The 25,446-nt window shown below is 72.1% G+C and carries 28 protein-coding genes; 18 read left to right on the forward strand and 10 right to left on the reverse strand.

Features of this window, described 5'->3' with window-relative positions; genetic code table 11:
• Positions 1-114: 114 nt before the first annotated feature.
• Positions 115-828 carry a S1 family peptidase gene (locus ACZ470_RS35195; RefSeq protein WP_468433948.1) on the reverse strand — a complete coding sequence of 238 codons (714 nt, stop codon included), beginning with the start codon at positions 826-828 and terminating at the stop codon, positions 115-117.
• Positions 829-1,039: 211 nt separating this feature from the next.
• On the opposite strand from ACZ470_RS35195, the gene ACZ470_RS35200 reads away from it, so the two are divergent.
• Positions 1,040-1,750, forward strand: coding sequence for a helix-turn-helix domain-containing protein (locus ACZ470_RS35200; protein ID WP_468433949.1), 711 nt, complete (start codon positions 1,040-1,042; stop codon positions 1,748-1,750).
• Here the strand turns inward: ACZ470_RS35200 and ACZ470_RS35205 are convergent.
• A complete protein-coding gene (locus tag ACZ470_RS35205) occupies positions 1,732-2,307 on the reverse strand; it encodes a dihydrofolate reductase family protein (RefSeq protein ID WP_468433951.1) in 576 nt (191 codons plus the stop codon). The two genes, ACZ470_RS35200 and ACZ470_RS35205, sit on opposite strands and share 19 nt — an antisense overlap.
• Before the next feature lie 318 nt (positions 2,308-2,625).
• Between ACZ470_RS35205 and ACZ470_RS35210 the strand changes: the two genes are divergently transcribed.
• Entirely contained in the window at positions 2,626-2,958 is a 333-nt protein-coding gene (locus ACZ470_RS35210) for a hypothetical protein (protein ID WP_468433952.1), read from the forward strand.
• 37 nt (positions 2,959-2,995) lie between these two features.
• Here the strand turns inward: ACZ470_RS35210 and ACZ470_RS35215 are convergent, their stop codons facing one another.
• Positions 2,996-3,391, reverse strand: a complete 396-nt coding sequence (locus ACZ470_RS35215; RefSeq protein ID WP_468433954.1) for a RidA family protein — start codon at positions 3,389-3,391, stop codon at positions 2,996-2,998.
• A 136-nt stretch (positions 3,392-3,527) separates the two neighbouring features.
• Between ACZ470_RS35215 and ACZ470_RS35220 the strand changes: the two genes are divergently transcribed.
• The 6 genes from ACZ470_RS35220 to ACZ470_RS35245 all read left to right on the forward strand — a co-directional run bounded on the left by ACZ470_RS35220 (position 3,528) and on the right by ACZ470_RS35245 (position 9,095).
• The gene (locus tag ACZ470_RS35220) at positions 3,528-4,502 is read left to right on the forward strand and encodes a helix-turn-helix transcriptional regulator (RefSeq protein WP_468433956.1); all 975 of its coding nucleotides are present in this window, start codon (positions 3,528-3,530) and stop codon (positions 4,500-4,502) included.
• A 196-nt stretch (positions 4,503-4,698) separates the two neighbouring features.
• Positions 4,699-5,616: a DUF4129 domain-containing protein gene (locus tag ACZ470_RS35225; protein WP_468433957.1), complete on the forward strand. Its 918-nt coding sequence runs from the start codon at positions 4,699-4,701 to the stop codon at positions 5,614-5,616.
• Positions 5,613-6,188, forward strand: a complete 576-nt coding sequence (locus ACZ470_RS35230) for a hypothetical protein (protein WP_468433958.1) — start codon at positions 5,613-5,615, stop codon at positions 6,186-6,188. Before ACZ470_RS35225 ends, ACZ470_RS35230 begins: the two co-directional genes overlap by 4 nt.
• The gene (locus tag ACZ470_RS35235; protein ID WP_468433960.1) at positions 6,185-7,183 is read left to right on the forward strand and encodes an AAA family ATPase; all 999 of its coding nucleotides are present in this window, start codon (positions 6,185-6,187) and stop codon (positions 7,181-7,183) included. The genes ACZ470_RS35230 and ACZ470_RS35235 overlap by 4 nt, the downstream gene beginning before the upstream one ends.
• A complete protein-coding gene (locus ACZ470_RS35240; protein ID WP_468433962.1) occupies positions 7,180-8,526 on the forward strand; it encodes a DUF58 domain-containing protein in 1,347 nt (448 codons plus the stop codon). Before ACZ470_RS35235 ends, ACZ470_RS35240 begins: the two co-directional genes overlap by 4 nt.
• Complete coding sequence (locus ACZ470_RS35245) at positions 8,523-9,095, forward strand: hypothetical protein (protein ID WP_468433964.1); 573 nt, start codon at positions 8,523-8,525, stop codon at positions 9,093-9,095. Before ACZ470_RS35240 ends, ACZ470_RS35245 begins: the two co-directional genes overlap by 4 nt.
• A 75-nt stretch (positions 9,096-9,170) precedes the next feature.
• Here the strand turns inward: ACZ470_RS35245 and ACZ470_RS35250 are convergent, their stop codons facing one another.
• Positions 9,171-10,217 carry a chitinase gene (locus tag ACZ470_RS35250; protein ID WP_468433965.1) on the reverse strand — a complete coding sequence of 349 codons (1,047 nt, stop codon included), beginning with the start codon at positions 10,215-10,217 and terminating at the stop codon, positions 9,171-9,173.
• 178 nt (positions 10,218-10,395) lie between these two features.
• Between ACZ470_RS35250 and ACZ470_RS35255 the strand changes: the two genes are divergently transcribed.
• The gene (locus tag ACZ470_RS35255; RefSeq protein ID WP_468433967.1) at positions 10,396-10,938 is read left to right on the forward strand and encodes a DUF488 domain-containing protein; all 543 of its coding nucleotides are present in this window, start codon (positions 10,396-10,398) and stop codon (positions 10,936-10,938) included.
• 15 nt (positions 10,939-10,953) lie between these two features.
• On the opposite strand, the gene ACZ470_RS35260 is transcribed toward ACZ470_RS35255, so the two are convergent.
• On the reverse strand, positions 10,954-11,427 hold the full coding sequence (locus tag ACZ470_RS35260) for an SRPBCC family protein (protein ID WP_468433969.1): 474 nt from the start codon (positions 11,425-11,427) through the stop codon (positions 10,954-10,956).
• A gap of 122 nt (positions 11,428-11,549) precedes the next feature.
• Positions 11,550-12,092 (reverse strand): GlcG/HbpS family heme-binding protein, encoded by a 543-nt coding sequence (locus ACZ470_RS35265; RefSeq protein ID WP_468434084.1) that lies wholly within the window; start codon positions 12,090-12,092, stop codon positions 11,550-11,552.
• 263 nt (positions 12,093-12,355) lie between these two features.
• Between ACZ470_RS35265 and ACZ470_RS35270 the strand changes: the two genes are divergently transcribed.
• The 4 genes from ACZ470_RS35270 (at position 12,356) to ACZ470_RS35285 (ending at position 16,356) form a co-directional block, all read left to right on the forward strand.
• A complete protein-coding gene (locus ACZ470_RS35270; RefSeq protein WP_468433970.1) occupies positions 12,356-13,549 on the forward strand; it encodes a sensor histidine kinase in 1,194 nt (397 codons plus the stop codon).
• On the forward strand, positions 13,546-14,196 hold the full coding sequence (locus ACZ470_RS35275) for a response regulator (protein WP_468433972.1): 651 nt from the start codon (positions 13,546-13,548) through the stop codon (positions 14,194-14,196). The genes ACZ470_RS35270 and ACZ470_RS35275 overlap by 4 nt, the downstream gene beginning before the upstream one ends.
• A 42-nt stretch (positions 14,197-14,238) precedes the next feature.
• Positions 14,239-15,756: an MFS transporter gene (locus tag ACZ470_RS35280; protein WP_468433974.1), complete on the forward strand. Its 1,518-nt coding sequence runs from the start codon at positions 14,239-14,241 to the stop codon at positions 15,754-15,756.
• Between the two features lie 150 nt (positions 15,757-15,906).
• Positions 15,907-16,356, forward strand: coding sequence for an SRPBCC family protein (locus tag ACZ470_RS35285; RefSeq protein WP_468433976.1), 450 nt, complete (start codon positions 15,907-15,909; stop codon positions 16,354-16,356).
• 43 nt (positions 16,357-16,399) lie between these two features.
• Here ACZ470_RS35285 and ACZ470_RS35290 read toward each other — a convergent pair whose 3' ends face one another.
• Genes ACZ470_RS35290 through ACZ470_RS35300 form a run of 3 tightly spaced genes read right to left on the reverse strand, consistent with a single transcriptional unit; the run spans position 16,400 to position 19,272 of the window.
• Positions 16,400-17,917, reverse strand: coding sequence for a hypothetical protein (locus ACZ470_RS35290; RefSeq protein ID WP_468433978.1), 1,518 nt, complete (start codon positions 17,915-17,917; stop codon positions 16,400-16,402).
• 39 nt (positions 17,918-17,956) lie between these two features.
• Positions 17,957-18,697 carry a VOC family protein gene (locus ACZ470_RS35295; RefSeq protein WP_468433980.1) on the reverse strand — a complete coding sequence of 247 codons (741 nt, stop codon included), beginning with the start codon at positions 18,695-18,697 and terminating at the stop codon, positions 17,957-17,959.
• A gap of 32 nt (positions 18,698-18,729) precedes the next feature.
• A complete protein-coding gene (locus tag ACZ470_RS35300) occupies positions 18,730-19,272 on the reverse strand; it encodes a GNAT family N-acetyltransferase (protein ID WP_468433981.1) in 543 nt (180 codons plus the stop codon).
• Between the two features lie 195 nt (positions 19,273-19,467).
• On the opposite strand from ACZ470_RS35300, the gene ACZ470_RS35305 reads away from it, so the two are divergent.
• Positions 19,468-19,950, forward strand: a complete 483-nt coding sequence (locus tag ACZ470_RS35305; RefSeq protein ID WP_468433983.1) for an Asp23/Gls24 family envelope stress response protein — start codon at positions 19,468-19,470, stop codon at positions 19,948-19,950.
• Between the two features lie 226 nt (positions 19,951-20,176).
• Positions 20,177-20,914: a hypothetical protein gene (locus ACZ470_RS35310; RefSeq protein WP_468433985.1), complete on the forward strand. Its 738-nt coding sequence runs from the start codon at positions 20,177-20,179 to the stop codon at positions 20,912-20,914.
• A gap of 14 nt (positions 20,915-20,928) precedes the next feature.
• Here ACZ470_RS35310 and ACZ470_RS35315 read toward each other — a convergent pair whose 3' ends face one another.
• Entirely contained in the window at positions 20,929-22,857 is a 1,929-nt protein-coding gene (locus tag ACZ470_RS35315; RefSeq protein WP_468433987.1) for an ABC transporter ATP-binding protein, read from the reverse strand.
• A gap of 150 nt (positions 22,858-23,007) precedes the next feature.
• On the opposite strand from ACZ470_RS35315, the gene ACZ470_RS35320 reads away from it, so the two are divergent.
• The 3 genes from ACZ470_RS35320 to ACZ470_RS35330 all read left to right on the forward strand — a co-directional run bounded on the left by ACZ470_RS35320 (position 23,008) and on the right by ACZ470_RS35330 (position 25,422).
• Positions 23,008-23,964, forward strand: a complete 957-nt coding sequence (locus ACZ470_RS35320) for a GlxA family transcriptional regulator (RefSeq protein ID WP_468433989.1) — start codon at positions 23,008-23,010, stop codon at positions 23,962-23,964.
• 104 nt (positions 23,965-24,068) lie between these two features.
• Positions 24,069-25,067 (forward strand): type I glyceraldehyde-3-phosphate dehydrogenase, encoded by a 999-nt coding sequence (gap, locus tag ACZ470_RS35325; RefSeq protein ID WP_468433991.1) that lies wholly within the window; start codon positions 24,069-24,071, stop codon positions 25,065-25,067.
• Between the two features lie 49 nt (positions 25,068-25,116).
• Positions 25,117-25,422, forward strand: coding sequence for a hypothetical protein (locus ACZ470_RS35330; RefSeq protein ID WP_468433993.1), 306 nt, complete (start codon positions 25,117-25,119; stop codon positions 25,420-25,422).
• Positions 25,423-25,446 lie beyond the last annotated feature (24 nt).

Below are 25,446 nucleotides of genomic sequence, written 5' to 3' on the forward strand. Positions count from 1 at the left end.
TATGCCTTAAGAACGATCTTGGGGGGAAGATGTGTGGGACCACTGTGAGGGGGAATTCTGTGTGTTTGTGGACTTTCGGGGGAGGGGTGACCGGGGGATGGTCACGCTCCCGCCTCAGTACACACTCAGGCCGTACGCCGCCAGCCACTCGGGCACCGGCTGGTAGTAGGTGAAGCCCCCTGAACTGCAGTTCCCGCTGCCGCCGACGATGATGCCGAGGGCCGTTCCGCCCGAGAAGGCCGGACCGCCGGTGTCCCCCGGCTCGGAGCAGATGTTGGACCGGAACAGTCCGAAGACGGCTCCCCCGCCGTAGTTGACGGTGATGTTCACGGCCTGGACGATCCCGCAGCGGTATCCGGTGGTCCGCCCGACGTGGCAGATCGACTGACCGACGACCGGGTTCGCCGCGTCGGTGATGTCCCGGACGCCGGCGCCGCTACCCAGGGAGACCTCGCCCGGGTAGGCGACCTGCGTATTCGTGTACCGAACGCTCGCGTAGTCGTTGCCCGGGTAGCTCACTCCCGCGGTGACACCGACGACGATGGTCAGGGCGGCGTCGGCGTACCAGGTCTGGGCTCCCTGGGCGCACCGGCCCGAGACGAGTGCGTACAGCGTGGAGCCGGAGCGGGCGTTGAAGCCCACGGTGCAGCGGGCGCCGGTGCTGTAGAGGGTGTCACCGCCACGCACCGCGATGGCCGCCTGGTGCCCCGCCCGCTCCTCCGCGTGGGCGGCCGATCCGACAGTGGCGGACAAGCCCATGAGCAGCATCAGTACGACGACGACCCGGGCAACAGTGTGGCGGGATCTCTCGGAAGGCAGGGGACTCACGGCGCGACCTCCTTGTGGCATGCACCTGGCATTGTGCGCCTCCCCGGCTCGGACGGTCAGGCCGAAAGCCGCCAACCACAAACGCGATGAGCGCCCCAGCACCACATACTGCATCGCGCCTCCTCCGCGGCCATCGGGGCACGGCGGCGTGAGCCGGCTGACCGCCGGACGCGACCGGCGATCGGTGGGCGGCACGGCGTATCCTGCGCGTGTGGGGCTACGGTTCGAGACGCGCGGGTCCGACTCTCCGTGGGTCGACACCGTGTGGACGTGTACGAGTGAGCAGGTCGCGGCGATGACGTCCGTCGCGGGGGTGCGGCTGGGCCTGGTGTTCTGGGAGCAGGACGGGCAGGCGCACGCGGGCGTCACCGGTCCCGAGACCCGGAGCGGGACGGCGCCGGTGCCGGAGGGTGCGACGTTCACGGGCATCGAGTTCGCCGTGGGCACGTCGTTGCGGGCCGTGCCCACGCCGGCGCTGGTCGACGGCGGCATCGGGCTCCCCGACACCTCCCGCCGTTCGTTCCGGCTGGACGGCGCGCGCTGGGAGACACCCGGGCCCGACGACGCCGAGGCGCTGGTCGAGCGGCTCGTCCGGGCCGGGGCCGTGGTCCGTGACCCGCTCGTCACCGAGGTGCTGCGAGGACAGTGCCCGGCCGTCTCCGGGCGCACGGTCGAGCGCCGGTTCCGTGCCGCGACCGGGCTGACGCGGGGCGCGGTCAGGCAGATCGAGCGGGCGCGCACGGCGGCGGAGCTGCTGGCGGCCGGCGAGCAGGCCGCCGACGTCGTCGCCAAGCTCGACTACTTCGACGAGCCGCATCTGGCCAGGGCGCTGCGCTCCTATGTCGGACGCACCGCCGGGCAGCTGCGCGACGGCGCAGGCGGTGCGATCGCCCTCGACACGGGTCAGCGCTCGACGTCGTAGACCAGCTTGAGGATCCCGTTCGAGTAGGTCTCCGACTCCCTCAGCCTCAGCATCTGCTTGTCCCGGTCGGCCCGGCCGAACAGGCTCTTGCCGGCGCCGAGCAGCACGGGGAAGACGAGCAGGTTGTACTGGTCGATCAGGCCCGCGTCCGACAGCCGCCGGGCCAGCTCCGCGCTCCCGTGGATGAAGATCGCGCCGCCCTCGCCCTCCTTCAGCGCGGCGACGTCCTCGGTCGAGCGCAGGATCGTCGTCGGCCCCCACCCGTCGACGAGGGCGTCCTCGGACAGGCTCCCCGACACCACGTACTTGGGCAGCTCCTTGTACGCGGCGTGGTCCTCCGATCCCGGCCAGACCGGTGCGAACGCCTCGTAGCTGCGGCGGCCGAACATCAGCGCCGTCGTGTCGGCGAGCTCCTCGCCCTTCAGCGACCAGGCTTCCTCGACGAACTCGAGGTCCTTGAACACCCAGCCGCCGCTGCGGTGCCCCTCCCCCGGACCGCCGGGCGAGTCCACGACGCCGTCGAGCGACATGAAACCGGTGTAGACCAGGTCACGCATGCTGTTCTCCTCCTGCTGGGGCAAGCCGTCGGGTTCACCGTAGACCGCGCCACGGCAGCCGTCTTGGACGGAAACGACACGCGCCCCCGGCGCCGCGCGGGAGTCGGTACGTACGACACTTCGACTCCCCGTGGAGGACGGCAGGGCCCTGGACCTCTTCGCCGGCATCCCCGTCACCGGGATCCGGAGGGCAACGAGATCAGCCTCGGCGGCGGGCCGGGCTGACGACGATCGCCCCGGACCGCCGGCGGAGGGTTGCTGCCACCATGGCAGTGCCATCGCCCGGCGCGGCCCCGGCAGACGAACGGAAGCACACGGATGACCACCCCGGATCATGAGTACCTCGCGGACGACCGCTGGATCATCGACGCGAACCTGCGGCCCCTGTGCGAGTCGGTGGGAGCCTTCGCCGGCTACGAGTTCGGCGACTCCGACTGGCAGGCCGTCGAGACCGCGCTGCCCACGACGGATGTCGAGCGAGACGCCTGGTACGACTACCCTCTGCTCGGCCGGGTGCCTCTGACCCTGTTCGTCGCAGCCGATCCGGGGTCGTCCGTGGTGTTCGTGAGAATCGCGGGGGTGTCCGACGAGCGCACCGCGGCGCAGATCGGGGCGGCGTTGCACATCTTCGCGACATGGGAGGTGGCCTGATGGTCGCCTCCCTGCCGCTCGTGCCGGTGCGGTCGCGTCAGGCGACGGCGGTGGCCTCGACCTCGACCATCAGGGTGGGGATCGCCAGGCGTGTCACGCCGAGCATCGTGGTGGTCGGCGCAACTCCCGCGGCGCCCAGCCGCGACGCCAGCACACCGTAGTGCCGGAAGAGCAGGTCGACGTCGGTGGTGTAGACGTTGAGCCTGACGAGGTTCGCCAGGGTCATGTCGGCCTGGCCGAGGACGGCCTCCAGGTTGTCGAGGCTGAGTGCCAACTGCGCAGCCATGTCACCGTCGTGCAGCGGTTCGCCGTCGCCGCTCATCGCGGTCTGTCCGGCGCAGTACAGGGTCCGGGTGTGCCCGGTGACGACTTCGCCCTGGTTGTAGCCCAGCTCCGCCGACCACGTCCACGGGTTGACCGTCGTTCGCTCCATGGCCACATGTCTCCAATCGATTCATCGACAGTACGAACGTCCATCGGCTCGGCAGCCGTTCACCTCTGACGTCGTGCGGAGAGCCTCGCAGCGAAAGCATGACACCTTGTGTCATGTATTTCGGTAGAGTTTTCGAATGCGCGCCAACCGGTTGGTCTCGCTCGTGCTGTTGCTGCGTCGGCACGGCCGGCTGTCCGCGGCCACGCTGGCCCGCGAGCTTGAGGTGTCCACCCGCACCGTGCTGCGCGACATGGAGGCGCTGTCCGCAGCGGGCGTCCCGGTCTACGCCGAACGCGGCCGGAACGGCGGCTTCGCGTTGTTGCCCGGCTTCCGGACCGAGCTCACCGGGCTGAACCACGACGAGGCGCTCGCCCTGCTGGTCGCCGGTTCACGGCGCGGCGGGCAGGTGCTCGGCCTCGGCTCGGCGCTCGCCTCGGCCATGCTCAAGGTGGTGGACGCGCTGCCCGAGAGCCATCGGGACACGGCGGCCGACGCGACGCGGCGGCTGCTCATCGACCCGGAGACCGACCTCCTCGCGCGCCGCACGGTCGCCGAGGAGGTGCCCGACGCCATAGCGGCCGAGGTCCGGCGCGCGGTGCTCGCCGGACACAGGCTGCGCATCCACTACGCGGCCGCGGACCAGGCCCCGAAGTGGCGCACGGTGGACCCGATCGGCCTGGTCACCGTACGCGACCAGGGCTACTTGCTGGCCACGAGGTCCGGCGCGGACCGAACGTACCGGCTGTCCCGGGTGCTGGCCGCCGAGGAGCTCGACGAACCCGCGCAGCGGCCGGACCGGGTCGATCTGGACCGGGCCTGGCAGGAGCGCAGCACCCGGTTTCGGGCCGGCGGTGACCAAGTCGCCGTGCTGGTACGGGTGGACCCGGCGCGGCGGGAGGACCTGGTGGGCACCGCGCTGGCCGTCCTCTCGGAAGAGGCCGACGCGGACGGCCGGCTGCGGCTGGAGGTGACCTTCCAGGATGCACGGCACGCCGAATGGGCGCTGTGGCAGCTCGCCACGCACGCGGAAGCCCTGGCCCCGCAGTGGTTGCGCACCTCCCTGCGCAACCGCGCCGCCGCGATGGCCACTTGGTACGGGGTGTCGTCCTGAAATCGCGAAAACCTGCCGCACCCTTGATCGACACGGTCCCGGCACCGGGCCGACTGATCACCGCAACCCACTCCCCGTAGCCTGCGCTACGACAGTCGGCGGGCCGTGAGGGCCACGTGCCGGGGCGGGCGGCCGGCCATGTGCCAAGATGCGGTGAACTGGCGTTCGGGGGCGATGGGTTCAGCGGGGGGACGGGATGGAGCATGGGCACCGGAGGGTGCACGGGGCGGTCGTCGCCGCCGGAGTCGTCGGGGCGCTGACCCTGGCCGCGCTCGCGCTGCGGCCCGCCGAGGGGCTGCTGCGCTCCGGCGAGGGACCGCTCGGCCACTGGAGCCTCGTGGCGATCGGACTGTCCGTCGCCTGGACGGTCGGAGTCACCCTGGCCGTCCGGCGTCTTGGCCCCCGGATCGGGGCCGACCGCACCGTGCTGTCCCCGGGTGAGGAGCGGCTGCGGGACGCCGCCGCCCCTCTGCTGGTCACCGGGCCGGTCGTCATCGGTGTCCTGACCCTGGTCCTGCACCGGTTCCCCCCTGACAGCGATCCGCCCGACCGACCGGTGAACCCCCCTGCGCTGCCCTCCGCGCCGCCGGACCTCAACCCGGGCACGGCCGAGGAGAGTTCGGGACCCGACCTGTCCCTGCCGCTGTACCTCCTGCTCGGTCTGCTGGCCGCGGTCGCCGTCGTGGTCGTCACGGTGGCCGTCGCGCGCCGGCTACGACGGCACCGGCTGGCCATGCCGCGGCGCCCCGGCCCCGCGGGCACTCCGGCGGAGGACGACGACGCGCGCCTGCTCCTGTCCGCCGTGCACTCGGGCCGCCGTGCTCTGGCCGACGCCGGCGACGCCCGTACGGCCGTCATCGCCTGTTACGCCGCGATGGAGGACGCCCTCGTCGCGTCCGGCGTGCCGCGGCGCGCCTCCGACAGCCCCGCCGACCTGCTCCTGCGAGCCGCCGGGGCGGGCCTCGCCCCGGGCCCGGCCGCGCCGCGTCTCACCGCGCTGTTCCGCGAGGCGCGCTACTCCTCGCACCCGATGGGCGCCGCGCACCGCGAGGCCGCGGCCGACGCGCTGGAGGAGATCGCCTCGCTGCTCCGAACCGCGGAGGCGGGACGGTGAACCGGCTCGCGGAGAGTGCCTCGGGGCGGGACATGCTCAGCCTGCGCCGACTCGGGTTGCTGGGCGGCTCGGTCGCCGGCTCCGGTGTCCTGCTCGTCCTGCTCCTCGACGGACTCCGGGCGGCCGGTGCCGTCGTGGCCCTGCTCGTCGTCGTCGGGCTCGTCGTCGCCCGGTACGTCGCCGGGGCGGGCGCCCTCGACTCCGCGCGCCGGGACGAGGTGCGGCTGCTGGGGACCCGGGCGCCGGGCATGGGCGAGTGGCGACGGAACGTACGGACCGCCACGGGGCCCGACGGCGCCCTCTACTACCGCGCGGTGCTCCGGCCCGAACTGCGCCGTCTGTACGCCGCCGCGCTCGCCGAGCACCACCATGTGTCGCTCGACCACCAGCCGCTGCGTGCCGCCGAGTTGATCGGTCCCGAACTGTGGGCGTGGCTGGGGAGCGAGCCGCCCCCCACCGGGCCCGACGGCGACGTACCCGTCGAGGTCCTGCGCCGCCTCGTCGACCGCCTCGAAACGCTCGGCGCGCCCCGCACCCCTACCCCCCGTACTCGTAAGGAAAGAGCCACGTGACGACTCCCTCCACGCCCCGTCCCCGCACCGCCGAACAGGTCGGCGAGCAGGCCGGTGCCGTACTGCGCGAGATCGGCCGTGCCGTCGTCGGCAAGTCGGAGGCCCTCGAACTCGTGATGCTGGGCGTGCTGGCCGGCGGGCACGTCCTCGTCGAGGACCTGCCGGGGCTCGGCAAGACACTCCTCGCGCGGTCCTTCGCCACCACGCTCGGCCTGGACTTCCGCCGGATCCAGTTCACGCCCGACCTGCTGCCGTCGGACGTCACCGGTGCGCGGCTGTACGACCAGCGGAGCGGCGAGTTGGTGTTCCACCGCGGCCCGGTCTTCACGCACCTCCTGCTCGCCGACGAGATCAACCGGACCCCGCCCAAGACACAGGCCGCGCTGCTGGAGGCGATGGCCGAGTCGCAGGTGACCGTGGACGGCGAGACGCGGCCGCTCGCCGACCCGTTCCTGGTGATCGCGACCGCCAATCCGGTGGAGTACGAGGGCACGTACTCCCTGCCCGAGGCCCAGCTCGACCGGTTCCAGCTGCGGGTGCGGATGGGATATCCGGCCGCCCGGGAGGAGCTGGCGATCCTGCGGGCCCGGATCGACCGGGCCTCGCCCGAGGCCGTGCTCGACACCCTCGCGGAGCCGGCCGACGTGGTGGCGTGGCGGGCCGTCGTGGAGCGCGTCGAGATCGACGACGACCTGCTGGAGTACGCCGTCGCGCTCGTCGGCGCGACCCGCGACCACCCCCAGATCAGCATCGGCGCCTCGCCGCGCGGCGGCCTGGCCCTCGTCCAACTCGCGCGGGCCCGTGCCGTGTTGGACGGCCGCGACTATGTCGTCCCGGAGGACGTCAAGACCCTCGCGGTGCCCGCGCTGGCCCACCGGGTCTCCCTGCGGCCCGAGTTGTGGGTGCGCGAGGTGTCCACGGACGACGTGCTGCGGGAGATCGTCGGCAGTGTCGGCACGCCGACGACGCGGCGTACGGCCGCCGTGTCGTCGTGACCACGCCCGCACCCGAGCCGCGGCCGAGCGCCGCCGTCGTCCGTGCTCTGGAGGGACGCACCTCCCCCGCGCAACCGCCGCCCCCGCCGCCCGGTGGGCCGCGCCCGGGACAGCGGACGCTGCGGCTGCTGACCGTCGCCGTCGTCGCGCTGTCCGCCGCGCTGCTCACGGGGCGGGCATGGCTGCTCGCGCTCGCGGCGGCACCGCTGGTCCTGCTCGCGCTCGCCCTGCCACGTGCCCACGCCCGTCGTATCGAGACGTCGGCCACCGTCGAACCGGGTCGCTGCTTCGAGGGCGACACCGTCACCGTCCGCATCTCGGTGGCCCATGACGGCGGCGCCGTCCGGCTCGACCCCGGCCTCACGCTCGGACCGGGCCTGCGGCTGGACGAGGTCGTCGTCGGCCGGTCCACGGTGACGCTTCACCACACCGCGCTGACCTGGGGCCGCTGGTCGCTCGGCCCGGTGGACCTCGACGTGTACGACGCCGGGGGCACCGTACGCCGTACCGTGCGGGTCGAGGCGGCCGAGGTGTCCGTGTTCCCGCACGCCGCTCAGTCCCGGTTCACGCCGATCCCGGCGCGGCTGCCGCAGCGGCTCGGCGAGCACGCCTCACCGCAGGCCGGGGAAGGGGTCGAGGTCATCGGAGTGGGGCCCTGGGTGCCCGGGGAACGGCAGCGGCGCATCCACTGGCCGTCGACGACCCGGCGCGGGGCCGTGCAGCTGCACCGGTTCGCGGCCGAGCGGGCCGCCGACACGGTGATGCTGCTCGACGCGTTCGGGGACGTCGTCGACCCGACGACCGGGGCGTCGTCCCTGGACGAGACGGTGCGTGCCGCCACCGGACTCGCCCGGGCGTATCTGCGCACCCACGACCGGGTGGGGGTCGTCTCCACCGGAGGCGCCACACGATGGCTGGCGCCGGGCACCGGGGACGCGGCGTTCTACCGCATCGTCGAAAGCGTCCTCGACGTGCGCAAGGACCGGCGGTTCGACGGGCCCGGACTCGAGCGGGTGCCACCGCCCGCGCTGCCGGAGGGGGCACTCGTGTATGTGTTCACGCCGTTGAGCGACGCACGGATGCTGAAGGTGCTGCGGGATCTTCAGGCGCGGGGGCGCAGACCGGTCGTCGTGGAGATCCCCAGCGGCGACCCCCAGGTCGAACCCGGCGATGTGGCGGGCGAGTTGGGGCTGCGGCTGTGGCACGCGGACCGGGACGCGATGCGCTTCGCCCTGCGGGACAGCGGGGTGCCGGTGCTGCGGCACGTCGTGGGTGAGTCATTGGATCCGGCACTGGCGCCGCTGTTGTCGGGGCGGGTCGGCGGGAACGGGCGGGTGCGATGACGACGGTCGAGGCGCGGGCCGGCTTCCGGGAGTACGTGGGGTACTGGGTCCGCACCGCGCCGGTGCGGGTGCTGGGGGTGGCGGCCGTCGTGGCGGCGTGGCGGCCGTGGGTGACGGTGGGCGGGGGGCGGGGAGCGGTGCTGCTCGGATGCGCGGTCGCCTTCGCGGTGTGGGCGGCACCGGCGGTGGACCGACGGCCGTCGCTGGAGTTGGCGCGGTGGTCCCACGTGCTGCGTCAGCACCGTACGACCGTGCTGGCGGGGGGCGTTGTGGTGATCGCGGCGTTCGGGGATCCGGCGTGGTGGGAGGGTGCCTGTGTGGTGGGGCTGCTGGTCGCCTATCTGGTGACGAGCGAGACGTGGCCGTGGAGGTGGGGGCGAGGGGTCGCGCGGGTGTGGGGAGAGGCGGTGGCGGCCTGTGCGGGGGCCGGCGTGGTGCTGGCTGCCGCGGTGGTTCCGGTGAGCGGGGCCGGCTTCGGGTTGGGGCGCGTGATCGCCGCCGGGGTGATGGTGGGCTTGGCGGTGGTCGGTGGCGGGGTGCTGGGCGCTCGGTGGTGGGGGCGGAGGTAGGTGGGGCGTCGGCCGAGGGCCTGGGTGGGGGGCGGGTGGTGTGCCACTCGCCCCCGCCCACGCGCAATCCGGGGATCAACGGCCTTGCAGTGACCTCACGTTGTCGCCGAACGTCCAGTTCCTCGAGCCGTCCCAGTTGATCGACCAGGTCATCAAGCCCTTGAGCGAGGTGCCGTAGTGCCGCCAGGCCTGGGCGACGAGGGACGGTGACATGTAACCGCCGCCCGCGCCCTGTTGGGCGGGCAGGCCCGGAACCTGCTTGTCGTACGGCACCTTGATCGTCGTACCCTGCACCACCAGGCCCTTGTTGAGGCAGTCCGTCTGTGCGACGAAGCCCGCCACGGTGCCGGCGGAGTAGGAGTCGCCGGAGCAGCCGTACATGCTGCCGTTGTAGTACTGCATGTTCAGCCACCACAGACGGCCGTTGTCGGCGTACTTCTTGATGATGGGGAGGTACGCGCCCCAGATCGAGCCGTAGACCACGCTGCCGCCGGTGACGTACGCCGTCTCCGGGGCCATCGTCAGGCCGAAGTTGGACGGCATCCGGGCGAGGACCCCGTCGATGATGCGGATCAGGTTGGACTGGGACGGGGACAGTTGGCTGATGTTGCCGCTGCCGATCAGGCCCGTCTCGATGTCTATGTCGATGCCGTCGAAGTTGTACTTCTTCAGGATCGGGACGATCGTGTCGACGAACTTGTCCGCCACGGCGGTGGAGTTGAGGTCGATGCCGGCCGTCGCGCCGCCGATCGAGAGCAGGATCGTCTGGCCGGCGGCCTTCGCCGCGCACATCTCGGCGGGAGTGGCCACCTTGACCCCGACGTCCATGCCGTCCTCCCACAGGGCGGTTCCGTCGCTGCGGATGACCGGGAAGGCCGCGTTGATCACGTTGTAGCCGTGGGCCGCCATGCGGGAGTCGGTGATCGGGGTCCAGCCGAAGGGCGGGTGGACCCCGTTGGCGGCGCCGTCCCAGTTCTCCCAGTATCCCTGGAGCACCTTGCCGGACGGCTTCGACTTCACCGCGCAGGTGTCGGCGGCCGAGGCGGTGGTGGCAGCGGGGAGCTGGGTGAGGCAGGCGGTCGCCAACGCGGTGGCGAGCAGGCGCAGGGCGCGGCGGAGCATGCGGTCCTCCCGGTGGGGGTGCGGTGAGGTGTCGTAGGCATGACAGTGCTCTGGTCCAGACCTTACGTCAATAGGTCTGGACCAATCCGCAGTTTGGGGAGCGTGGCCGAGGGGACTCGGCACACCATGATCCGGCCACGTGCCGGGTACGTCACCGCAGGATGTTCAGGGCACCACCATGACAGCTCGCGTCCATACGATCGGGCACTCGACACGCGGCTTCGACGAGGTGCTCGACCTGTTGCGCGGGAACGGCGTCACCTGCCTGGTCGACGTCCGGTCGTTCCCTTCGTCGAGGAAGCACCCGCAGTGGAACCAGTCGGCCGTCGTCGACGCCCTGCCACCGGACATCGGGTACCGCTGGATCCGCGAACTGGGAGGCCGACGGCACACGCCCAGAGGCGTGGCGAGCGCGAACGGGGCCTGGCGGGTCAAGGCCTTCCGTGACTACGCCGACTACATGAGCACCGACGCGTTCACGGAAGGCCTTGCCGCACTGCTGGAACTGGCCGAACACGAACGGCCGGCGATCATGTGCAGCGAAGCCGTGCCGTGGCGGTGCCATCGGCGGCTGATCAGCGACGCGCTGATCGTCGCCGGCGTGGAGGTCGTGCACATCCTGTCGAGCACATCGGCGCAGCCGGCCGTCCTGAACGAGCACGCGCGCGTCAGGGACGGATCACTGATCTACCCCCCTCCCCCCGGCCCCGCCGATGTGTGACATGGACTCAGGTCGTCAGTGGCCGGCGCCCGGGTCGTCCGGCCGGATGCGTCCGCGCCAGCCCCCGGTGCTGCCGCCGCTCTCCACGTAGTCCTTGAAGCGGCTCAGGTCTCCCTCGACCCGTCGGCCGATGACGCCGAGGGCGTCGGCACTCTTCTCGGCGACGCCGGTCGGCTCGACCTCCATCGTGAGCTCCACGCGGGTGTGCGTGTCGTCCAGCGGCTCGAACCGGACGGAACCGCGCTGCTGGGTCTCGCCGCCGATGGACCGCCAGGTGATCCGGTCGTCCACGAGCTGGTCGACGATCTCCGTGTCGAACTCGCGCCGGACCCCGCCGATACTGGTGGTCCAGTGGTTGTGCCGATCGTCGAGCTGCGTGACCTCGTCGACGCCTTCCATGAAGCGGGGGAAGTCCTCGAACTGGGTCCACTGGTCGTAGGCCCTGCGCAGCGGGACGTCCACGTCGACCGCCTGCTTGACCGTGCTCATTGATCCCTCCTGGTGGGCTCCTCACGGGGCCGGCCACGCGGAGCGGGCCGGCCTTCTGTGTGTGCGGGGTGGCGGGTACCCGACTTGCCCGAGGTGAAAGATCTCCGTCCGGCTCAAGGTGTTCAGTTGCCGACGGCCTCGGCGCCGGCCCGGGCGAACTTCTCGTCCAGCTCGCCGGACGGCGCGCCCGCGACGCCGATGCCGGCGATCGGCGTGTTCCTGGCGGTGACCGGGACGCCGCCGCCGAGGAACAGGGTGCCCGGGATGTCCTTGAGGTTCGGGGCGTTCTTCAGCCGCTCGGCCAGCTCGGACGTGGGCGCGTTCCAGGAGACGGCGGTGTACGCCTTGCGCTCGGCCGACTCGTAGGACTGCGGGCCCGCACCGTCCCCGCGCAGCGTGACGATCGTGTTGCCGTTGCGGTCGACGACGGCGACGGTGATCCGCTGGTTCTCCTTCTCGGCGGCGTCCAGTGCCGCCCGGGCCGCCCGGGTGGCGGCGTCGACGGTCAGGTGCGTGGTGGTGGTCGTGGCGGCGGGCCGTGCGGAGGTCCCGGGGGCGGCGGGCGAGGCGGGGGCCGCGGCGTTCGCGGACACCGCGCCCATGGCTCCCGCGGCGACGGCGGCGAGGACGGCACCGCCGGTGGCGACGCGGGCACGACGGGACATGTTCTTGATCACGGGACTGCTCCTCGGAGTTCTGTGCGCTCTCGGCGGACATGGGCGGGGAGGCGGAACGTCGTGGTCCCGCCGTCCCCCGCTTTCAGCCTGGGCCCGGCAGCCAGTCCGCACGGTCGGCGTTCCGGCTGCTCGTGCGCCGCGGAACGGACGACGGCCGGGTCATCCGATCGGTTGACCCGGCCCCCGGCGGGCGATGGCGACAATGGAGGTTCACGGCCCGCCACGGGGTCAGGGGAAGGAAGCACGCCTGTATGCCGAAGCCGTACGACCCGGACGCCCGGTGGCTCGGCGCCGTGATGCACGCGGCGTTCTTCCTCCTGCTCGGCGGGGCCCTGGCCCGGTTCCTGATCAATCACCCGGGTGAGCCGCGCACTCCGTGGATCGTCGCCCTGTCGGTCGCCCTGGCCCTGTTGCAGCTCCTCCAGCCGATGCTCGGCGAACCGGGAGCCGGGCTCGCCCGCCGGCGCGCGGTCCGGCTGGGGCTGGTCGTCGTGGTGTGGATGGTGCTCGTCGTGCTCGCGCCCAGCTTCTCCTGGTGCGCGGTACCGCTCTTCTACACCGGTCTGCGCATGCTGCCGACCCGGGCGGCGCTCGTCCTGGTCACGGTGCTGACGGCGCTCGTCGTCGCGGCGCAGTTGCGGCTGGCCGGGAGTTTCGACCCGAATCTGCTGCTGGCACCGCCGGCTGTCGCCGCCATCGCGGCGGGTGTGTTCCTGCGGTCCGAGCGGCAGGCGGAGCGGCAACGCGTCCTGATCGACGACCTGATCCGCACCCGCCGCCAACTCGCCGCCGCCGAGCGCCGCGAGGGCACGCTGGCCGAACGGCAGCGGCTCGCCATGGAGATCCACGACGCCCTGGCGCAGGGGCTGTCCAGCCAGCGCATGCTGCTTCAGGCGGCCGAACGGGTGTGGGAGTCCGATCCCGGCAAGGCGCGCGGCCACGTCCGGTCCGCCGCGTCCGTCGCCGAGCACAACCTCGCCGAGGCCCGCCGCTTCGTGCACGACCTCGCGCCGACCGACCTCGTCCGCGGCGGCGGTCTGGAGGCTGCACTGCGCGCGCTGGCCGAGCGGGAGAGCGGTGAGCACCTCGCCGTCCGCGTCCACGTCGACGACGGCGGGCGGGCTCCGCGGCTGCCGGACCGCGTCCAGTCGGCGCTGCTGCGCATCGCCCAGGGCGCCCTGGCCAACATCCGCGAGCACGCGTCCGCCGACACGGCCATCCTCACGCTGACCGTCCTCGACGACGAGGTCCTGCTGGACGTGAGGGACGACGGCCGCGGCTTCGACCCGGCGGCGCCGCCCCGCCGCCCGGCCGGGTTGCGGGGCCACGGTCTGCCCGCGATGCGGGCCCGCCTGCGGCAGCTCGGCGGCACGCTGACGGTGGAGTCCGCGCCGGGCGAGGGCACCGTCCTGTCCGCCGCCGTACCCCTGGAGGACCCACGATGACCGTCCCCGAATCCGCCCCGGGCTCCCCCGCGGTGCGCATCCTGGTCTGTGACGACCACGCCGTCGTCCGGGCCGGGCTGCTCGCCCTGCTGGACAGCGCTCCCGGCATCGACGTGGTCGGTGAGGCGGGTACCGGGGAGGAGGCCCTGGCACTGGCGGCCAAGCTCCGGCCGGACGTGGTGCTGATGGATCTCCAGCTCGGCGAGGGCCTCGACGGAGTGGAGACCACCCGCCGCCTCACCGCCGGGCCCGGCCCGCGCGTGCTGGTGCTGACGACGTACGACACGGACGCCGACATCACCCGCGCGATCGAGGCCGGCGCCACCGGCTACCTGCTGAAGGCGGAGCGTCCCGAGGAACTGTTCGCCGCCATCCACGCCGCCGCGCTGGGCCGCACCGTGCTCTCACCACCGGTCGCCAGCCGTGTCATGGCCAACCTGCGCAGCCCACGGCCCTCCCTCACCGCACGCGAGCGCGACATCCTCGCCCACCTCGCCCGCGGCCTCGGCAACCAGGAGATCGCCCGGGCCCTGTTCATCAGCGAGGCCACGGTCAAGACCCATCTGCGCCGGATCTACGACAAGCTGGGCGTCGACACCCGGGCGGGCGCGGTCGCGGTGGCGAAGGAGCAGCGGCTGCTGCCCTGACCCCGCCCCGAGCCGGAGTACGGGCCTGCGAGAGGACTCCATGTGACTGCGTCGGCGTCAGGGGCGGGCGACCGGGACCCCGGTGCCCGGGATGACGAGTACCGGCCGGATCCACGCCGGTGGCGGGCCCTGTGGGTCACCCTGGTGGCCGGCTTCATGAGCCTGCTGGACGTCACGATCGTGGCGGTCGCGCTGCCCACCGTCCAGAACGACCTGCACGCCTCTCCCGCGCAGGTGCAGTGGGTGGTGTCCGGCTACACCCTCACCTTCGCCCTCGCTCTCGTCACCGCCGGCCGGCTCGGTGACGCCCTGGACCGCCGCCGGATCTTCCTGCTCGCCCTCGGCGGCTTCGTGCTCTTCAGCGCGGCCTGCGGGGCCGCTCCCGACATCACCCTGCTGGTCGTGGCCCGCCTCGCCCAGGGGGTGGCGGCGGGCTTCATGGCGCCCCAGAACTCGGCGCTCATCCAGCAGTTGTTCCGCGGCGGCGAACGCGGCCGTGCCTTCGGCTACTTCGGCGCCACCGTCGGTATCTCCTCCGCCTCGGGCCCCCTCGTCGGCGGCGCGATCCTCGCGCTGGCCGATCATCCGCAGGGCTGGCGCTGGATCTTCTACGTCAACGTCCCCATCGGCATCCTCGCCGTCCTGCTCGGACGCCGTCTGCTGCCCCGTACCCGGCGGTCCGGCCGGGGACATGTGGACGTGCCCGGGGTCCTGCTCCTCGGCCTCGGCGTCCTCGCGCTCATGTATCCGCTGGTCCAGGCGGAGTCCGGCGGATTGAGCCGGCTGTGGTGGATGTTCCCGGCGGGCGCCTTGGTCCTCACCGTCTTCGTCCGCCGGCAGCGCCGCCTCGTCGCCCGTGGGATCGGACCGCTGCTCGACCCGCGCCTGTTCACCACGGTGCGCGGCTACGCCGTCGGCGCCGGCGTCGGCACCCTCTACTTCGTCGGCTTCAGCGGCGTCTGGCTGGTCTTCGCCCTCTTCTACCAGCACGGGCTGGGCTTCTCGCCCCTCCGGTCCGGCCTCGCCGTCACCCCGTTCGCCCTCGGCTCGGCGGGTGCGGCCGTGATCGCGGGCCGGCTGGTGGACCGGCTCGGGCGCCTGCTCACCGTGTGGGGGCTCGTGGGTGTGATCGTCGGCCTGGCCGGCACCGCTCTGCTGCTGCGCTTCGCGCCCCTGGACATCGCCCCCTGGATCGCCGCCCCCGTCCTGTTCCTCGGCGGTGTCGGCGGAGGGTTCGTGGTCTCCCCCAACATCACCATGACCCTTCGGGACGTACCCGTGCGGATGGCGGGCGCGGCAGGTGGCGCCCTTCAGACCGGGCAGCGGCTCGGCGCGGCGGTGGGCACCGCCGCCCTGCCGGGGCTCTTCTACCTGGTACTCGCCGGGAGCGACGACTACCGGGGCGCCGTTGTCGTCGCGCTGAGCGCCGCCCTTGTGGCGATGCTGGCGTCGCTGGCCCTGGCGGCGTTCGACTGGCGGCGCGACCGGCGAGCGCGCGAGCCCCACCGGAAGTGCCCGGAGGAGGTCGCGAACAACCCGGTGCACGCCCGGCAGAGCTGACCGGGCCCACTGTCGGAGTACCGGCGACGACGCGGACAACCGCTGCGGGTGCTGGACGTAACCGGCGCGGCTAGTGTCGAGGAGCCGTACCACCACTGACAGCACGATCTCGGGCGCGGGCCCCGACCGGAAAGAAGGAGCGTGGTCGCCGTGGCCCGCAATCGCCGCCTGATCCTCAGCTCGCCGTCCAAGGTCTGGGGCCTGCTGTCCGACGGTCACCGCTACGGGGAATGGGTCTCGGGCACCCAACAGGTCATCACCGCGGATCCGCACTGGCCGAGCGAAGGGGCGCGTCTGCGCGTGCGAGTCGGCGTCGGCCCGCTGGCCCTCGACGACACCTGCGTCGTACGCATCTGCGAGCCGCAACGCCGTCTGGAACTGGAGGCGAAGGCAGATCCCTTCGGCGCCGCGCGCATCGCCATGCACTTGATTCCCTGGGGCGGGAACACTCTCTTCCTTCTCGAATGGCACCCCCTGCGTGGCCCCGGCACCCGGATGCACGGGCTGCCCGTGGACTACATCGTCTCGATCCGCAACGGCATGATGCTGACGAAACTGGCGAGGATCGCGGTACGCGAGAACGGCGACGCCGAGTCCTGACCACCTCGAACACTCCGCGACCGGGCACGCGACGGACCGGGTGTCAGCGGGAGCCCCTGCGGCGCCGACCCACGAGGACGACGGCGCCCAGCAGCAGGGCTCCGACGCCGACGGTGGTGACGAGCGCCACGGGAGCCGCCGGACCCGTGGCGGACGGCGCTGTCGCGGTCGCCGTGCGGAAGGCGAAGGTCGTGCTGTCGTTGGAGGCGTCCGGGTCGTTGAGGGGGAAGCCGGCCGGGCCGGGGCGCACGGTCGCCGTGCCCTTGCCGCCGTCGTAGTCCTCGGACGGCTTCACCCACAGCTTGAACAACTGGCTCTGCCCGGCGGCGACACCGAACGGTACGGGGCACACGTAATGGCGGTGACCGGCCTCGAACGGTGCCGTCTCGTCACTGCTGACCCGGAGGAGGCAGCGGCCGTAGGGGCTCTCCTCCCCCTCGATGTAGGCGGTGCCGGTCGCGACCGTGCCCTTGGGCAGGACGACGTCGACCAGGGCGACGGCCTTGTCGTCGACGCCGTGGGCGGAGGCAGGGCCGTGGTTCACGGCGTTGATGTCCAGGGTCCATCCGCGCGGCCCCCGGCCCGGCCTCACCGTGGCGGTGGCCGCGAGATCCGCGGAATTGTCGGCCGCGACGGTGAACCGGCCCTCGCCCTCCTGCTCGAACCCGCCTCCCGCTCCGGACACCGGCACCAGGCCGAGCGCCGGTCCGGTGCCCTGCCGGCCCTCGCCGGGTCGTACGCCCGGCTTCAGCAAGCCCGCCGAGTAGTCGACCACGCCGGTCAGGACGCGCTTGCCGACCGTGGCGGTCAGGGGGCTGCTCAGCTCCACGGTGGCACCGGCGGCCACGGGCGCTGAGAAGACGCAGGTGACGGATACCCGGCTGCCCGGTTCGGCGGGCTCGCCGCCCGAACCGTACGTGCAGTTGGAGAACTTCCGGTCGAAGACCAGGCCGCCGACGGATTCCCAGCGCAGCATGATGCGCCGGTCCGTGGCCAGAGGCCCCGTGTTACGGAGCCGGAGCGGGATGTCGATCCGGGACCCGACGGCGGCGTGCGTCACGTCCGGCACCTTGCCGACGACCAGCTTCGGGACACCGACGACCACCTTCGCCGTTGCCGTGGTGCCGGTGGCGCGCCCGGCGGTGACGGTGTAGGTGATCGTGCCGCTGTCGCCGAGCGTGGCGCCCGCGACCCCGCGCAGGGTGAACTCGACGGACCGGCTCTGCGCGGGCTCCTTGTTCACGCAGGTGATGACCTGCCCGTCGGCCTCGCACCTCGGGTCGTGGACCGTGACGTTCGCGGTGCCGGTCAGATCGCGCGCGTCGATGACGAGCGTTTCGTCGGTGGGAATGGGAACCTGAGCCCCGCCGTCCCAGAAGGTCCAGGCCACACCGACCGACTGGGCCTCCGGCCCCACGTTGATCCGCTGGTCGGCGGTGATCGCCGCCTGTGCCCGTGTCGGCAGAGGGGACGGATCGGCGGCCGCGGCCGTCGCACCGGCCGTCAGGGCGAGCACCACGGCGGTCGGCGCCGCCCCACACACCGTGCGCCTGGAGTTCATACACATTCGATGCGCGAGGCGCTCCGAAGGTTGCCCGTGTCAGGACGGGGCGAGGACGCAGAACTCGTGGCCCTCCGGGTCGGTCAGGCACGTCCACGGGACGTCGCCCTGGCCGAGGTCGAGGTCGGTGGCGCCGAGGGCCCGCAGCCGGGCCACCTCCGCCGCCTTGTCGTCACCGGGGTACGGCAGCAGGTCGAGATGGACGCGGTCCGGCACGGTCTTCGCGCCGGGGGTGCGGAGGAATTCCAGGTACGGGCCGACGCCCTTGGCGGAGCGCAGCACCGCCTGGTCGTCGTTCACCTCGTGCGGGGTCCAGTCCAACGCCTCGCCCCAGAAACGGGCCATGGCCCGAGGATCCGCGCAGTCGACCACCACCGCGGCGATCGGCCCGGTGTCCCGGTAGATCTCCCGAGGCTCCAGCACACAGAACTCGTTGCCCTCGGGGTCGGCGAGCACCGTCCACGGCACTGAGCCCTGGCCCACATGGGCGGGCGTCGCACCGAGAGCCCGGAGGCGCGCGACCAACTCCGCCTGATGGGCCGCGGAGGTGGTGGCGAGATCGAGGTGCACACGGTTCTTCGTCGTCGTCTTCGGTTCCGGGACGGGAACGACGTCGACACAGACGGCGACCGGGTCCGGCCACACGAGGCCGCCGCCGGGTCCCACATACGTGGTCACGCCGGGATGGTAGGCAGTCCAGCCGAGCGCCTCCGCCCAGAACCGGCCGACCGCCGCGGCGTCGAGGGCCTTGATGTTCACCTGAACCGGTCGCAGAGGCATGCCGACGATCCTATGCACGATCGGACGGCGGCCTAGAGCCGCGAGTCCCGCTTCCAGTCCTGGGCGAGGAGCCCGAGCAGCACCTCGTCCAGGAACTCGCCCAGCACCCAGGCGGAGGAGCGCAGCACGCCCTCGCGGACGAAGCCGTTGCGCTCGGCGGCGCGCAGCATCGCGGCGTTGTCGGACAGCGTCTCGATCTGAAGCCGCTGCATGCCGCGCACGACGAATCCGTAGTGGCACAGCACCGCGACCACGTCGGTGCCGTAGCCCTTCCCGCGGGAGGACGGGAGCAGTCCGAGGCCGATGTGCGCGGACCTGTTGTGGTTGTCGATGCCCCAGAGATTCGCGGTGCCGACCAGCGTGCCGCCGTCCAGCTCCACGACGGAGAAGGGCACGTGCCCCTGTTCCTTGTCGTCCACCACGAGGCGCGGGTCCTTCGAGCCAGGGGTGATCGGCCGCCACGGCCCGCCCTCGGCCCGCGAGGCGTTGACCACGTCGTCGTAGAGCTCGGCCCGCAGGATCGGGATGTCGTCCTCGTGCCGGGCCCGGAGCCCCACCTTGCCGCCTTTGAGCATGTGATCTTCCTATCGGCCCGGACGGGCCGACGGCAAGCGAATATGCCCGCGCAACGCCTCTCCACCTGGACGTTGCGGCCGGCCGACAGGAATCCGCACATCCCATTTATCACCATTAGTCCCGTATGCCACTTCGAACTAAGGTGGACAGGGAACACCCAGCGAAGACGCACCGACGATCGCGAGGTGACCGTCATGACCGAGACCTCGAACCGTACCGACCCGAAGGCGAAGTCCCTGGGCGAGAGGGAGACGACACTGCAGGGACGCAGGGGGGCCGACGTCCCTCCGGGCATCCGCGGGAACACCACCGTGGCCGACGCCGTCGTGGCGAAGATCGCGGGCACGGCCGCCCGTGAGATTCCCGAGATCCACAACCTCGGGGGCGGGATGGCCCGGGCGTTCGGAGCCATGCGCGAGCGCGTGCCCGGCCGGGGAAGCGGTGTCAGCCAGGGAGTCAGTGTGGAGGTCGGGGAACGCCAGGCGGCGGTCGACCTGCGCGTGGTCGTCGAGTACGGAGCCTCGATCACGGACACGGCCGGGGACGTGCGTGCCAACGTCATCGAGGCCGTGGAGCGGATGACCGGCCTGGAAGTCGTGGAGGTGGACATCGCGGTGGACGACGTCCACCTGCCGGACGAGGAGGAGCCGGAGGAGGAACAGCGGCGCGTGACCTGACCGACGGATCCGGGGCCGGCGGGGACAACCGGTGGAGGACGCCCCCGGCCGGCTCCGGGGCACGTACGTCATGGCCCGGACGTGTCATCGAAGCCCGGGCGCTAGAGTGTGCGTGTGCGTTGATCCCGTGGGCGGCGGCCGTGTGCCGCCGCGGACCGTGCAGGACGCCTCGTCACGAGGGCCGTCCCGGCAGGCGTGCCCTCATCACCCCACGGAGATCCACACCATGACTGCCCAGCAGCCGCTCACCTATGACGCGTTCGTCGAACTGGCCGTCGCCGATCCGGCCGTCGTCGGGCTCGTCCTCAAGGGCTCCCGCGCCCATGACGACATGATCACCGAGCACTCCGACCACGACCTGTACGTGGTCCTCGCCGACGGCACCACGACCGGACTCACCCGGTTCGCGGGCCACCGCACGGCCGAGCTCGACCTCGTCGTCGTCACGCTCACCGAGTTCCGTGCGGCCGGGATGCCCGGTTTCGAACGCTACGCACTCGCCCGCGCCCGGACCGTGCTCGACAGGCTCGACGGAGGCATCGCGCGCATCCTCGCCGACAAGGCCCGTCTGGCCGCCGACGAGGCGTTCCGGGTCTCCGGTGAATGGCTCGACGCCTACGCCAACTCCCTCTACCGCTCCGTCAAGAATCACCGCGACGGCCACGCCCTCGCCGCTCGCCTCGACGCCGCCGACAGCATGCGGTTTCTCCTCGAGCTGCTCTTCGCTCTCGACCGTCGCCCCCGCCCCTACAACAAGTACCTGGAGTGGGAACTCGCCCGGCATCCACTGCCGGGCTGGGAGACCGACGTGTTGCTCCGTGCCGTGGCCGACATCTCGGCCACGGGCGAAGTGTCCCGGCAACGGCGAGTCTTCGCCCTCGTCGAGGCGGCGGCCCGCGAGGCCGGACACGGTGAGGTGCTGGACGCCTGGGGCGAGGACCTTGCCCTGATGCGTCCGCGATAGAGGTGCCCGCTGGATCACGCCGGACCGGTGCCGGCGCGAGTGCGGGCCTGCGGAGCCTCCTTCCGGTCGGGGTCCGCCGCCGGGTCGGCCGGTCCCGGCAGGCCCGCCGGACCCAGTCCGGGTGCATCGTCGCCGACGGCCGGATCGGCGCTCTCACCGAGGAAGCCGCCCGACTGGTGCTGCCACAGCTTGGCGTAGGCGCCGTCCGCGGCGAGCAGTTCCCCGTGAGTGCCCTGCTCGACGACCGTTCCCCGGTCGAGGACGACGAGACGGTCCATGCCGGCGACGGTGCTCAGGCGGTGGGCGACGACAAGGGCCGTGCGACCGTCCATCAGCCGCCACAGGGCGTCCTGGACGAGGATCTCACTCTCCGAGTCCAGGGCGCTGGTCGCCTCGTCCAGCAGCAGGATCGGGGCGTCGCGAAGGACCGCCCTGGCGAGGGCGACCCGCTGGCGCTGACCGCCCGACAGCTTCACTCCCCTCTCCCCCACCAGGGTGGCGAAACCGTCGGGGAGTTGGTCGGCGAACTCCGTGACGTGCGCGGCCTCGGCCGCCGCGTGGATCTCCTCGTCGGTGGCGCCGGGCCGGGCGAAGGCGATGTTGTCCCGCAGGCTGCGATGGAACATGGCGGGCTCCTGCGGAACGTACGCGATCAGTGAGCGCAGGTCGGTCTGGCGCAGTCGGGCGATGTCCTGACCACCGATCAGGATGCGTCCGTCGTCGAGGTCCGACATCCGCAGCAGAAGCCGGGTGAGCGTGGTCTTGCCGCCGCCGGACCTGCCGACCAGACCGATCCGTGCGCCCGCCGGCACGTCCAGGTCGAGGCCCTGGAAGATCGGCTTCGCACCGTTGTGGGCGAAGGTCACCGCCTCGAAGCGGATGCCGGTGTCCCGAGGCGCGAGCGGTTCGGGCCGCTCGGGGTCGAGCACGGTGGGCGGGTCCAGCAGCAGCTCAGTGAACTGCGCGGCCTCGGTCATCGAGCTTTCCAGACGCCGGTAGATCTGGTTGAACTCGAACATGATCTGGGTCGCGTTGGAGTAGTAGGTGAAGGCGACGACGATCTCCTCCACTCCCTGGCCCGAGCCCCCGAAGGCGATGGCGACCAGCAGGCCGAGGACGTTGGTCAGTACGGACATGGGGGCGATCAGGGTGTCGACGCGCAAGTTGCCGTAGTCCCACGACCTCAGCGTCAGGCGCCGGGAGTCCGCGACGCGCCTGCGGTGTTCCTCGGCCTCCCGGCGCTCGGCCGCGAAGGCCCGGATGGTCTCCATGTTCATGAGGCTGTCGGCGACATGGCCGGAGACCCGGGCGATCGCCGCCTCGCGGTCGTTGACGAGTCGCTGCCGGCGACGGATCAGCGGCGTCGCGGCCACCACGGTCAGCGCGATCATCACGAGGAGGCCGACGACGAGCAGCGGTTCGTAGCTCCACAGCACCACGGCGCCGAACACCAGGGGGACGAGGCTGCCCACGATCCGGTACGTCAGCGTGTCGACGAAGTCCTCGAAGCGCTTGCCGAAGCTGAGCACCCGCTTGGTCAGGGAGCCGGCGAAGTTGTCGTGGAAGAACGCCGCGTCCTTGGCGAGGAGTTCATCCATGCCGCTGACGTACAGGTGTTCCATGCCGAGGGCGTCCACGCGGTTCAGGCAGTGCTGCCCGATCCGCCACACGGCCTCGGCGAGCAGCAGCGTCGCGCCGAAGCCCAGCACGTACGGCAGCGCCGAGGCGAGGGTGAGACCACCGTCGTCGTCGGCGGCCTGTCCCGCCAGTTTCGCGATCAGCAGGGGGGCGACGTAGCGGATGCCGATGTTGCCCACGGCCGGTAACAGCAGCGCGGGCAGGGCCAGCCGTCGTAGTCGTAGGAGTTCCCGGCCATAGCGGCGAAGTGCGAGAACGACCGCGCTCCTGCCCGGCGTCGGCCCTCGCGTATCTGTTGTCCCCATCACACTCCCGAGGTCGGAACTCGGAAGTCTTCCGGCAGGAGACGGCGCCGGTCCAGGCATTTACCGCGGATGGGCGATAACCGGACACCGCTGCCCTTGTCCGAGCCTGCGCCGGTGGAATCGGCGTCACGCCCCTCGTACCCTCTTTCCGTGCCGGACCCCCGTCTTCACCGCGTCGCCGTCCTGGTGCTGGAGGGCGCGAAGCCGCTCGACGTCGGCATCCCCGCACAGGTGTTCACGACCCGCGCGAGCATGCCGTACGAGGTGCGGGTCTGCGGGGCGGCACCCGGTCCCGTGGCGGGCGGCGACGGTCTGTCCTACGACGTCGCCCATGGCCTGGACACGCTCGCGTGGGCGGACATCGTCTTCATCCCCGGCTACCGGTTCCCCGACCGCGACGACCCGCCGCGGGCCGTCCTCGACGCGTTGACCGCCGCGCACGACCGGGGCACGCGGCTCGCCGCCATCTCCACGGGCGCGTTCGCGCTCGCCGCCACCGGGCTGCTCGACGGCAGGCGGGCCACCACCCACTGGCACTACACACGGGCGCTGGCGACGAAGCATCCGCTCGTCCGGGTCGACGAGAACGTTCTGTTCGTCGACGAGGGCAGCGTGCTGACGTCGGCCGGCGCCGCGTCGGGCATCGACCTGTGCCTGCACATTCTGCGCGGCGACCTCGGGGTCGCCGCGTCGAACCACGCGGCCCGGCGCCTGGTGGCGGCACCCTACCGCAGCGGCGGACAGGCGCAGTACGTGCCGCGCAGCGTGCCCGAGCCGCTCGGCGAGCGGTTCGCGGCCACCCGCGAGTGGGCGCTGCACCGGCTCGGCGAGCCCCTCACCCTCGAGGTGCTGGCCCGGCACGCGGCGGTCTCGCCGCGCACGTTCTCGCGGCGCTTCGTCGAGGACACCGGCTACACGCCGATGCAGTGGGTCATGCGCGCCCGCCTCGACCTGGCCCGTGAGCTGCTCGAACGTTCACAGCGGAGCGTCGAGCGGATCGCCGCCGACGTCGGCCTCGGCACCGGAGCCAATCTGCGGCTGCACTTCCAGCGCATCCTCGGCACCACGCCGAGCGAGTACCGGCGCACCTTCGCCCAGGGCGAGTAGCCCGCCACGCGCATGGCGCGATCCTTTTGAACCGTGGCGATCACGCCGCTGTCCCCGGTGGTTGCCGCGGGCGACGCTGGTGGCGAACCGAAGGGACACCACTCATGACTCGTATCGCGATCAACGGATTCGGCCGCATCGGACGCAATGTGCTGCGCGCACTGCTCGAACGCGACAGCGACCTCGACGTCGTCGCCGTCAACGACCTCACGGAGCCCTCCACCCTCGCCCGGCTGCTCGCCTTCGACACGACGGCCGGCCGGCTCGGTCGCCCGGTGACCGTCGACGGGAACGCCCTCGTCGTCGACGGCCGCCGCATCACGGTGCTAGCCGAGCGCGAACCGGCCCGGCTGCCCTGGGCCGAACTCGGCGTGGACGTCGTGCTCGAGGCGACCGGCCGTTTCACCAAGGCCGAGGCCGCCCGTGCGCACCTCACCGCCGGAGCGAAGAAGGTGCTGGTCAGCGCGCCGTCGGAGGGTGCCGACGTCACGCTCGCCTTCGGGGTCAACACCGACGCGTACGACCCGGCCGCGCACACCGTCGTCTCGAACGCCTCCTGCACGACCAACGCGCTCGCGCCGCTGGCCGCGGTGCTCGACGAACTCGCCGGCATCGAGCACGGCTTCATGACGACCGTGCACGCCTACACGCAGGAGCAGAACCTCCAGGACGGTCCGCACCGCGACGCCCGCCGTGCCCGCGCCGCCGCCGTCAACATCGTGCCGACCACGACGGGCGCCGCCAAGGCGATCGGTCTCGTGCTGCCGAACCTCGACGGCAAGCTGTCGGGCGACTCGATCCGGGTGCCGGTTCCGGTGGGCTCGATCGTCGAGCTCAACACGACGGTCGCCCGTGAGGTGACGCGCGACGACGTGCTGGCGGCGTACCGCGCCGCGGCGGAGGGGCCGCTCGCCGGTGTCCTCGAGTACTCGGACGACCCCCTGGTGTCGTCCGACATCACGGGCAACCCGGCTTCGTCGATCTTCGACTCGGCCCTCACCCGCGTCGACGGCCGTCATGTCAAGGTGGTCGCCTGGTACGACAACGAGTGGGGCTTCTCGAACCGTGTGATCGACACGCTGGAGCTCCTCGCCGCCCGCTGACCGACCGGGCTCCCGGCCACACGGAGTGCGCGTGTGGAACACTGCGGGCGTGCCAACCTGGATAACTCCGCGCCGTCTGGGCGCTGTTGCGATGCTGTACGCCGTGTTCGTCGGCGGCTGGTATCTCGGTCAGCCGCTCCCTCTCGTCGGCTGCTCCACCTCCCCGACGGTGCCCACCCACGATGTGGCGGTGATCGGGGAACCCGGCGACGTGTCCGACGATCTGTCCCGGTCGGTCGTGCAGCTCGAGCAGGTCTTCACGACCGACATCGTCTCCACCGAGGCCTTCTTGCCGTGCGACCCGTATACGGGCCGCCCTCGCCTCGTCGCCTGGCTCATCGGCGACTGGCGCTGAGGGGGTCGCCGCGGGCCGCGGTGT

This window comes from Streptomyces sp. NPDC031111 (assembly GCF_055570675.1).

Excerpts from the sequence above, each read along its gene's own strand:
- ACZ470_RS35205 (WP_468433951.1), bottom strand. The coding sequence starts at position 2,307 with ATGCGTGACCTGGTCTACACCGGTTTCATGTCGCTCGACGGCGTCGTG.
- ACZ470_RS35210 (WP_468433952.1), top strand. The coding sequence starts at position 2,626 with ATGACCACCCCGGATCATGAGTACCTCGCGGACGACCGCTGGATCATC.
- ACZ470_RS35215 (WP_468433954.1), bottom strand. The coding sequence starts at position 3,391 with ATGGAGCGAACGACGGTCAACCCGTGGACGTGGTCGGCGGAGCTGGGC.
- ACZ470_RS35220 (WP_468433956.1), top strand. The coding sequence starts at position 3,528 with ATGCGCGCCAACCGGTTGGTCTCGCTCGTGCTGTTGCTGCGTCGGCAC.
- ACZ470_RS35225 (WP_468433957.1), top strand. The coding sequence starts at position 4,699 with ATGGAGCATGGGCACCGGAGGGTGCACGGGGCGGTCGTCGCCGCCGGA.
- ACZ470_RS35245 (WP_468433964.1), top strand. The coding sequence starts at position 8,523 with ATGACGACGGTCGAGGCGCGGGCCGGCTTCCGGGAGTACGTGGGGTAC.
- ACZ470_RS35250 (WP_468433965.1), bottom strand. The coding sequence starts at position 10,217 with ATGCTCCGCCGCGCCCTGCGCCTGCTCGCCACCGCGTTGGCGACCGCC.
- ACZ470_RS35255 (WP_468433967.1), top strand. The coding sequence starts at position 10,396 with ATGACAGCTCGCGTCCATACGATCGGGCACTCGACACGCGGCTTCGAC.
- ACZ470_RS35260 (WP_468433969.1), bottom strand. The coding sequence starts at position 11,427 with ATGAGCACGGTCAAGCAGGCGGTCGACGTGGACGTCCCGCTGCGCAGG.
- ACZ470_RS35265 (WP_468434084.1), bottom strand. The coding sequence starts at position 12,092 with ATGTCCCGTCGTGCCCGCGTCGCCACCGGCGGTGCCGTCCTCGCCGCC.
- ACZ470_RS35270 (WP_468433970.1), top strand. The coding sequence starts at position 12,356 with ATGCCGAAGCCGTACGACCCGGACGCCCGGTGGCTCGGCGCCGTGATG.
- ACZ470_RS35275 (WP_468433972.1), top strand. The coding sequence starts at position 13,546 with ATGACCGTCCCCGAATCCGCCCCGGGCTCCCCCGCGGTGCGCATCCTG.
- ACZ470_RS35290 (WP_468433978.1), bottom strand. The coding sequence starts at position 17,917 with ATGAACTCCAGGCGCACGGTGTGTGGGGCGGCGCCGACCGCCGTGGTG.
- ACZ470_RS35295 (WP_468433980.1), bottom strand. The coding sequence starts at position 18,697 with ATGCCTCTGCGACCGGTTCAGGTGAACATCAAGGCCCTCGACGCCGCG.
- ACZ470_RS35300 (WP_468433981.1), bottom strand. The coding sequence starts at position 19,272 with ATGCTCAAAGGCGGCAAGGTGGGGCTCCGGGCCCGGCACGAGGACGAC.
- ACZ470_RS35305 (WP_468433983.1), top strand. The coding sequence starts at position 19,468 with ATGACCGAGACCTCGAACCGTACCGACCCGAAGGCGAAGTCCCTGGGC.
- ACZ470_RS35310 (WP_468433985.1), top strand. The coding sequence starts at position 20,177 with ATGACTGCCCAGCAGCCGCTCACCTATGACGCGTTCGTCGAACTGGCC.
- ACZ470_RS35315 (WP_468433987.1), bottom strand. The coding sequence starts at position 22,857 with ATGGGGACAACAGATACGCGAGGGCCGACGCCGGGCAGGAGCGCGGTC.
- gap (WP_468433991.1), top strand. The coding sequence starts at position 24,069 with ATGACTCGTATCGCGATCAACGGATTCGGCCGCATCGGACGCAATGTG.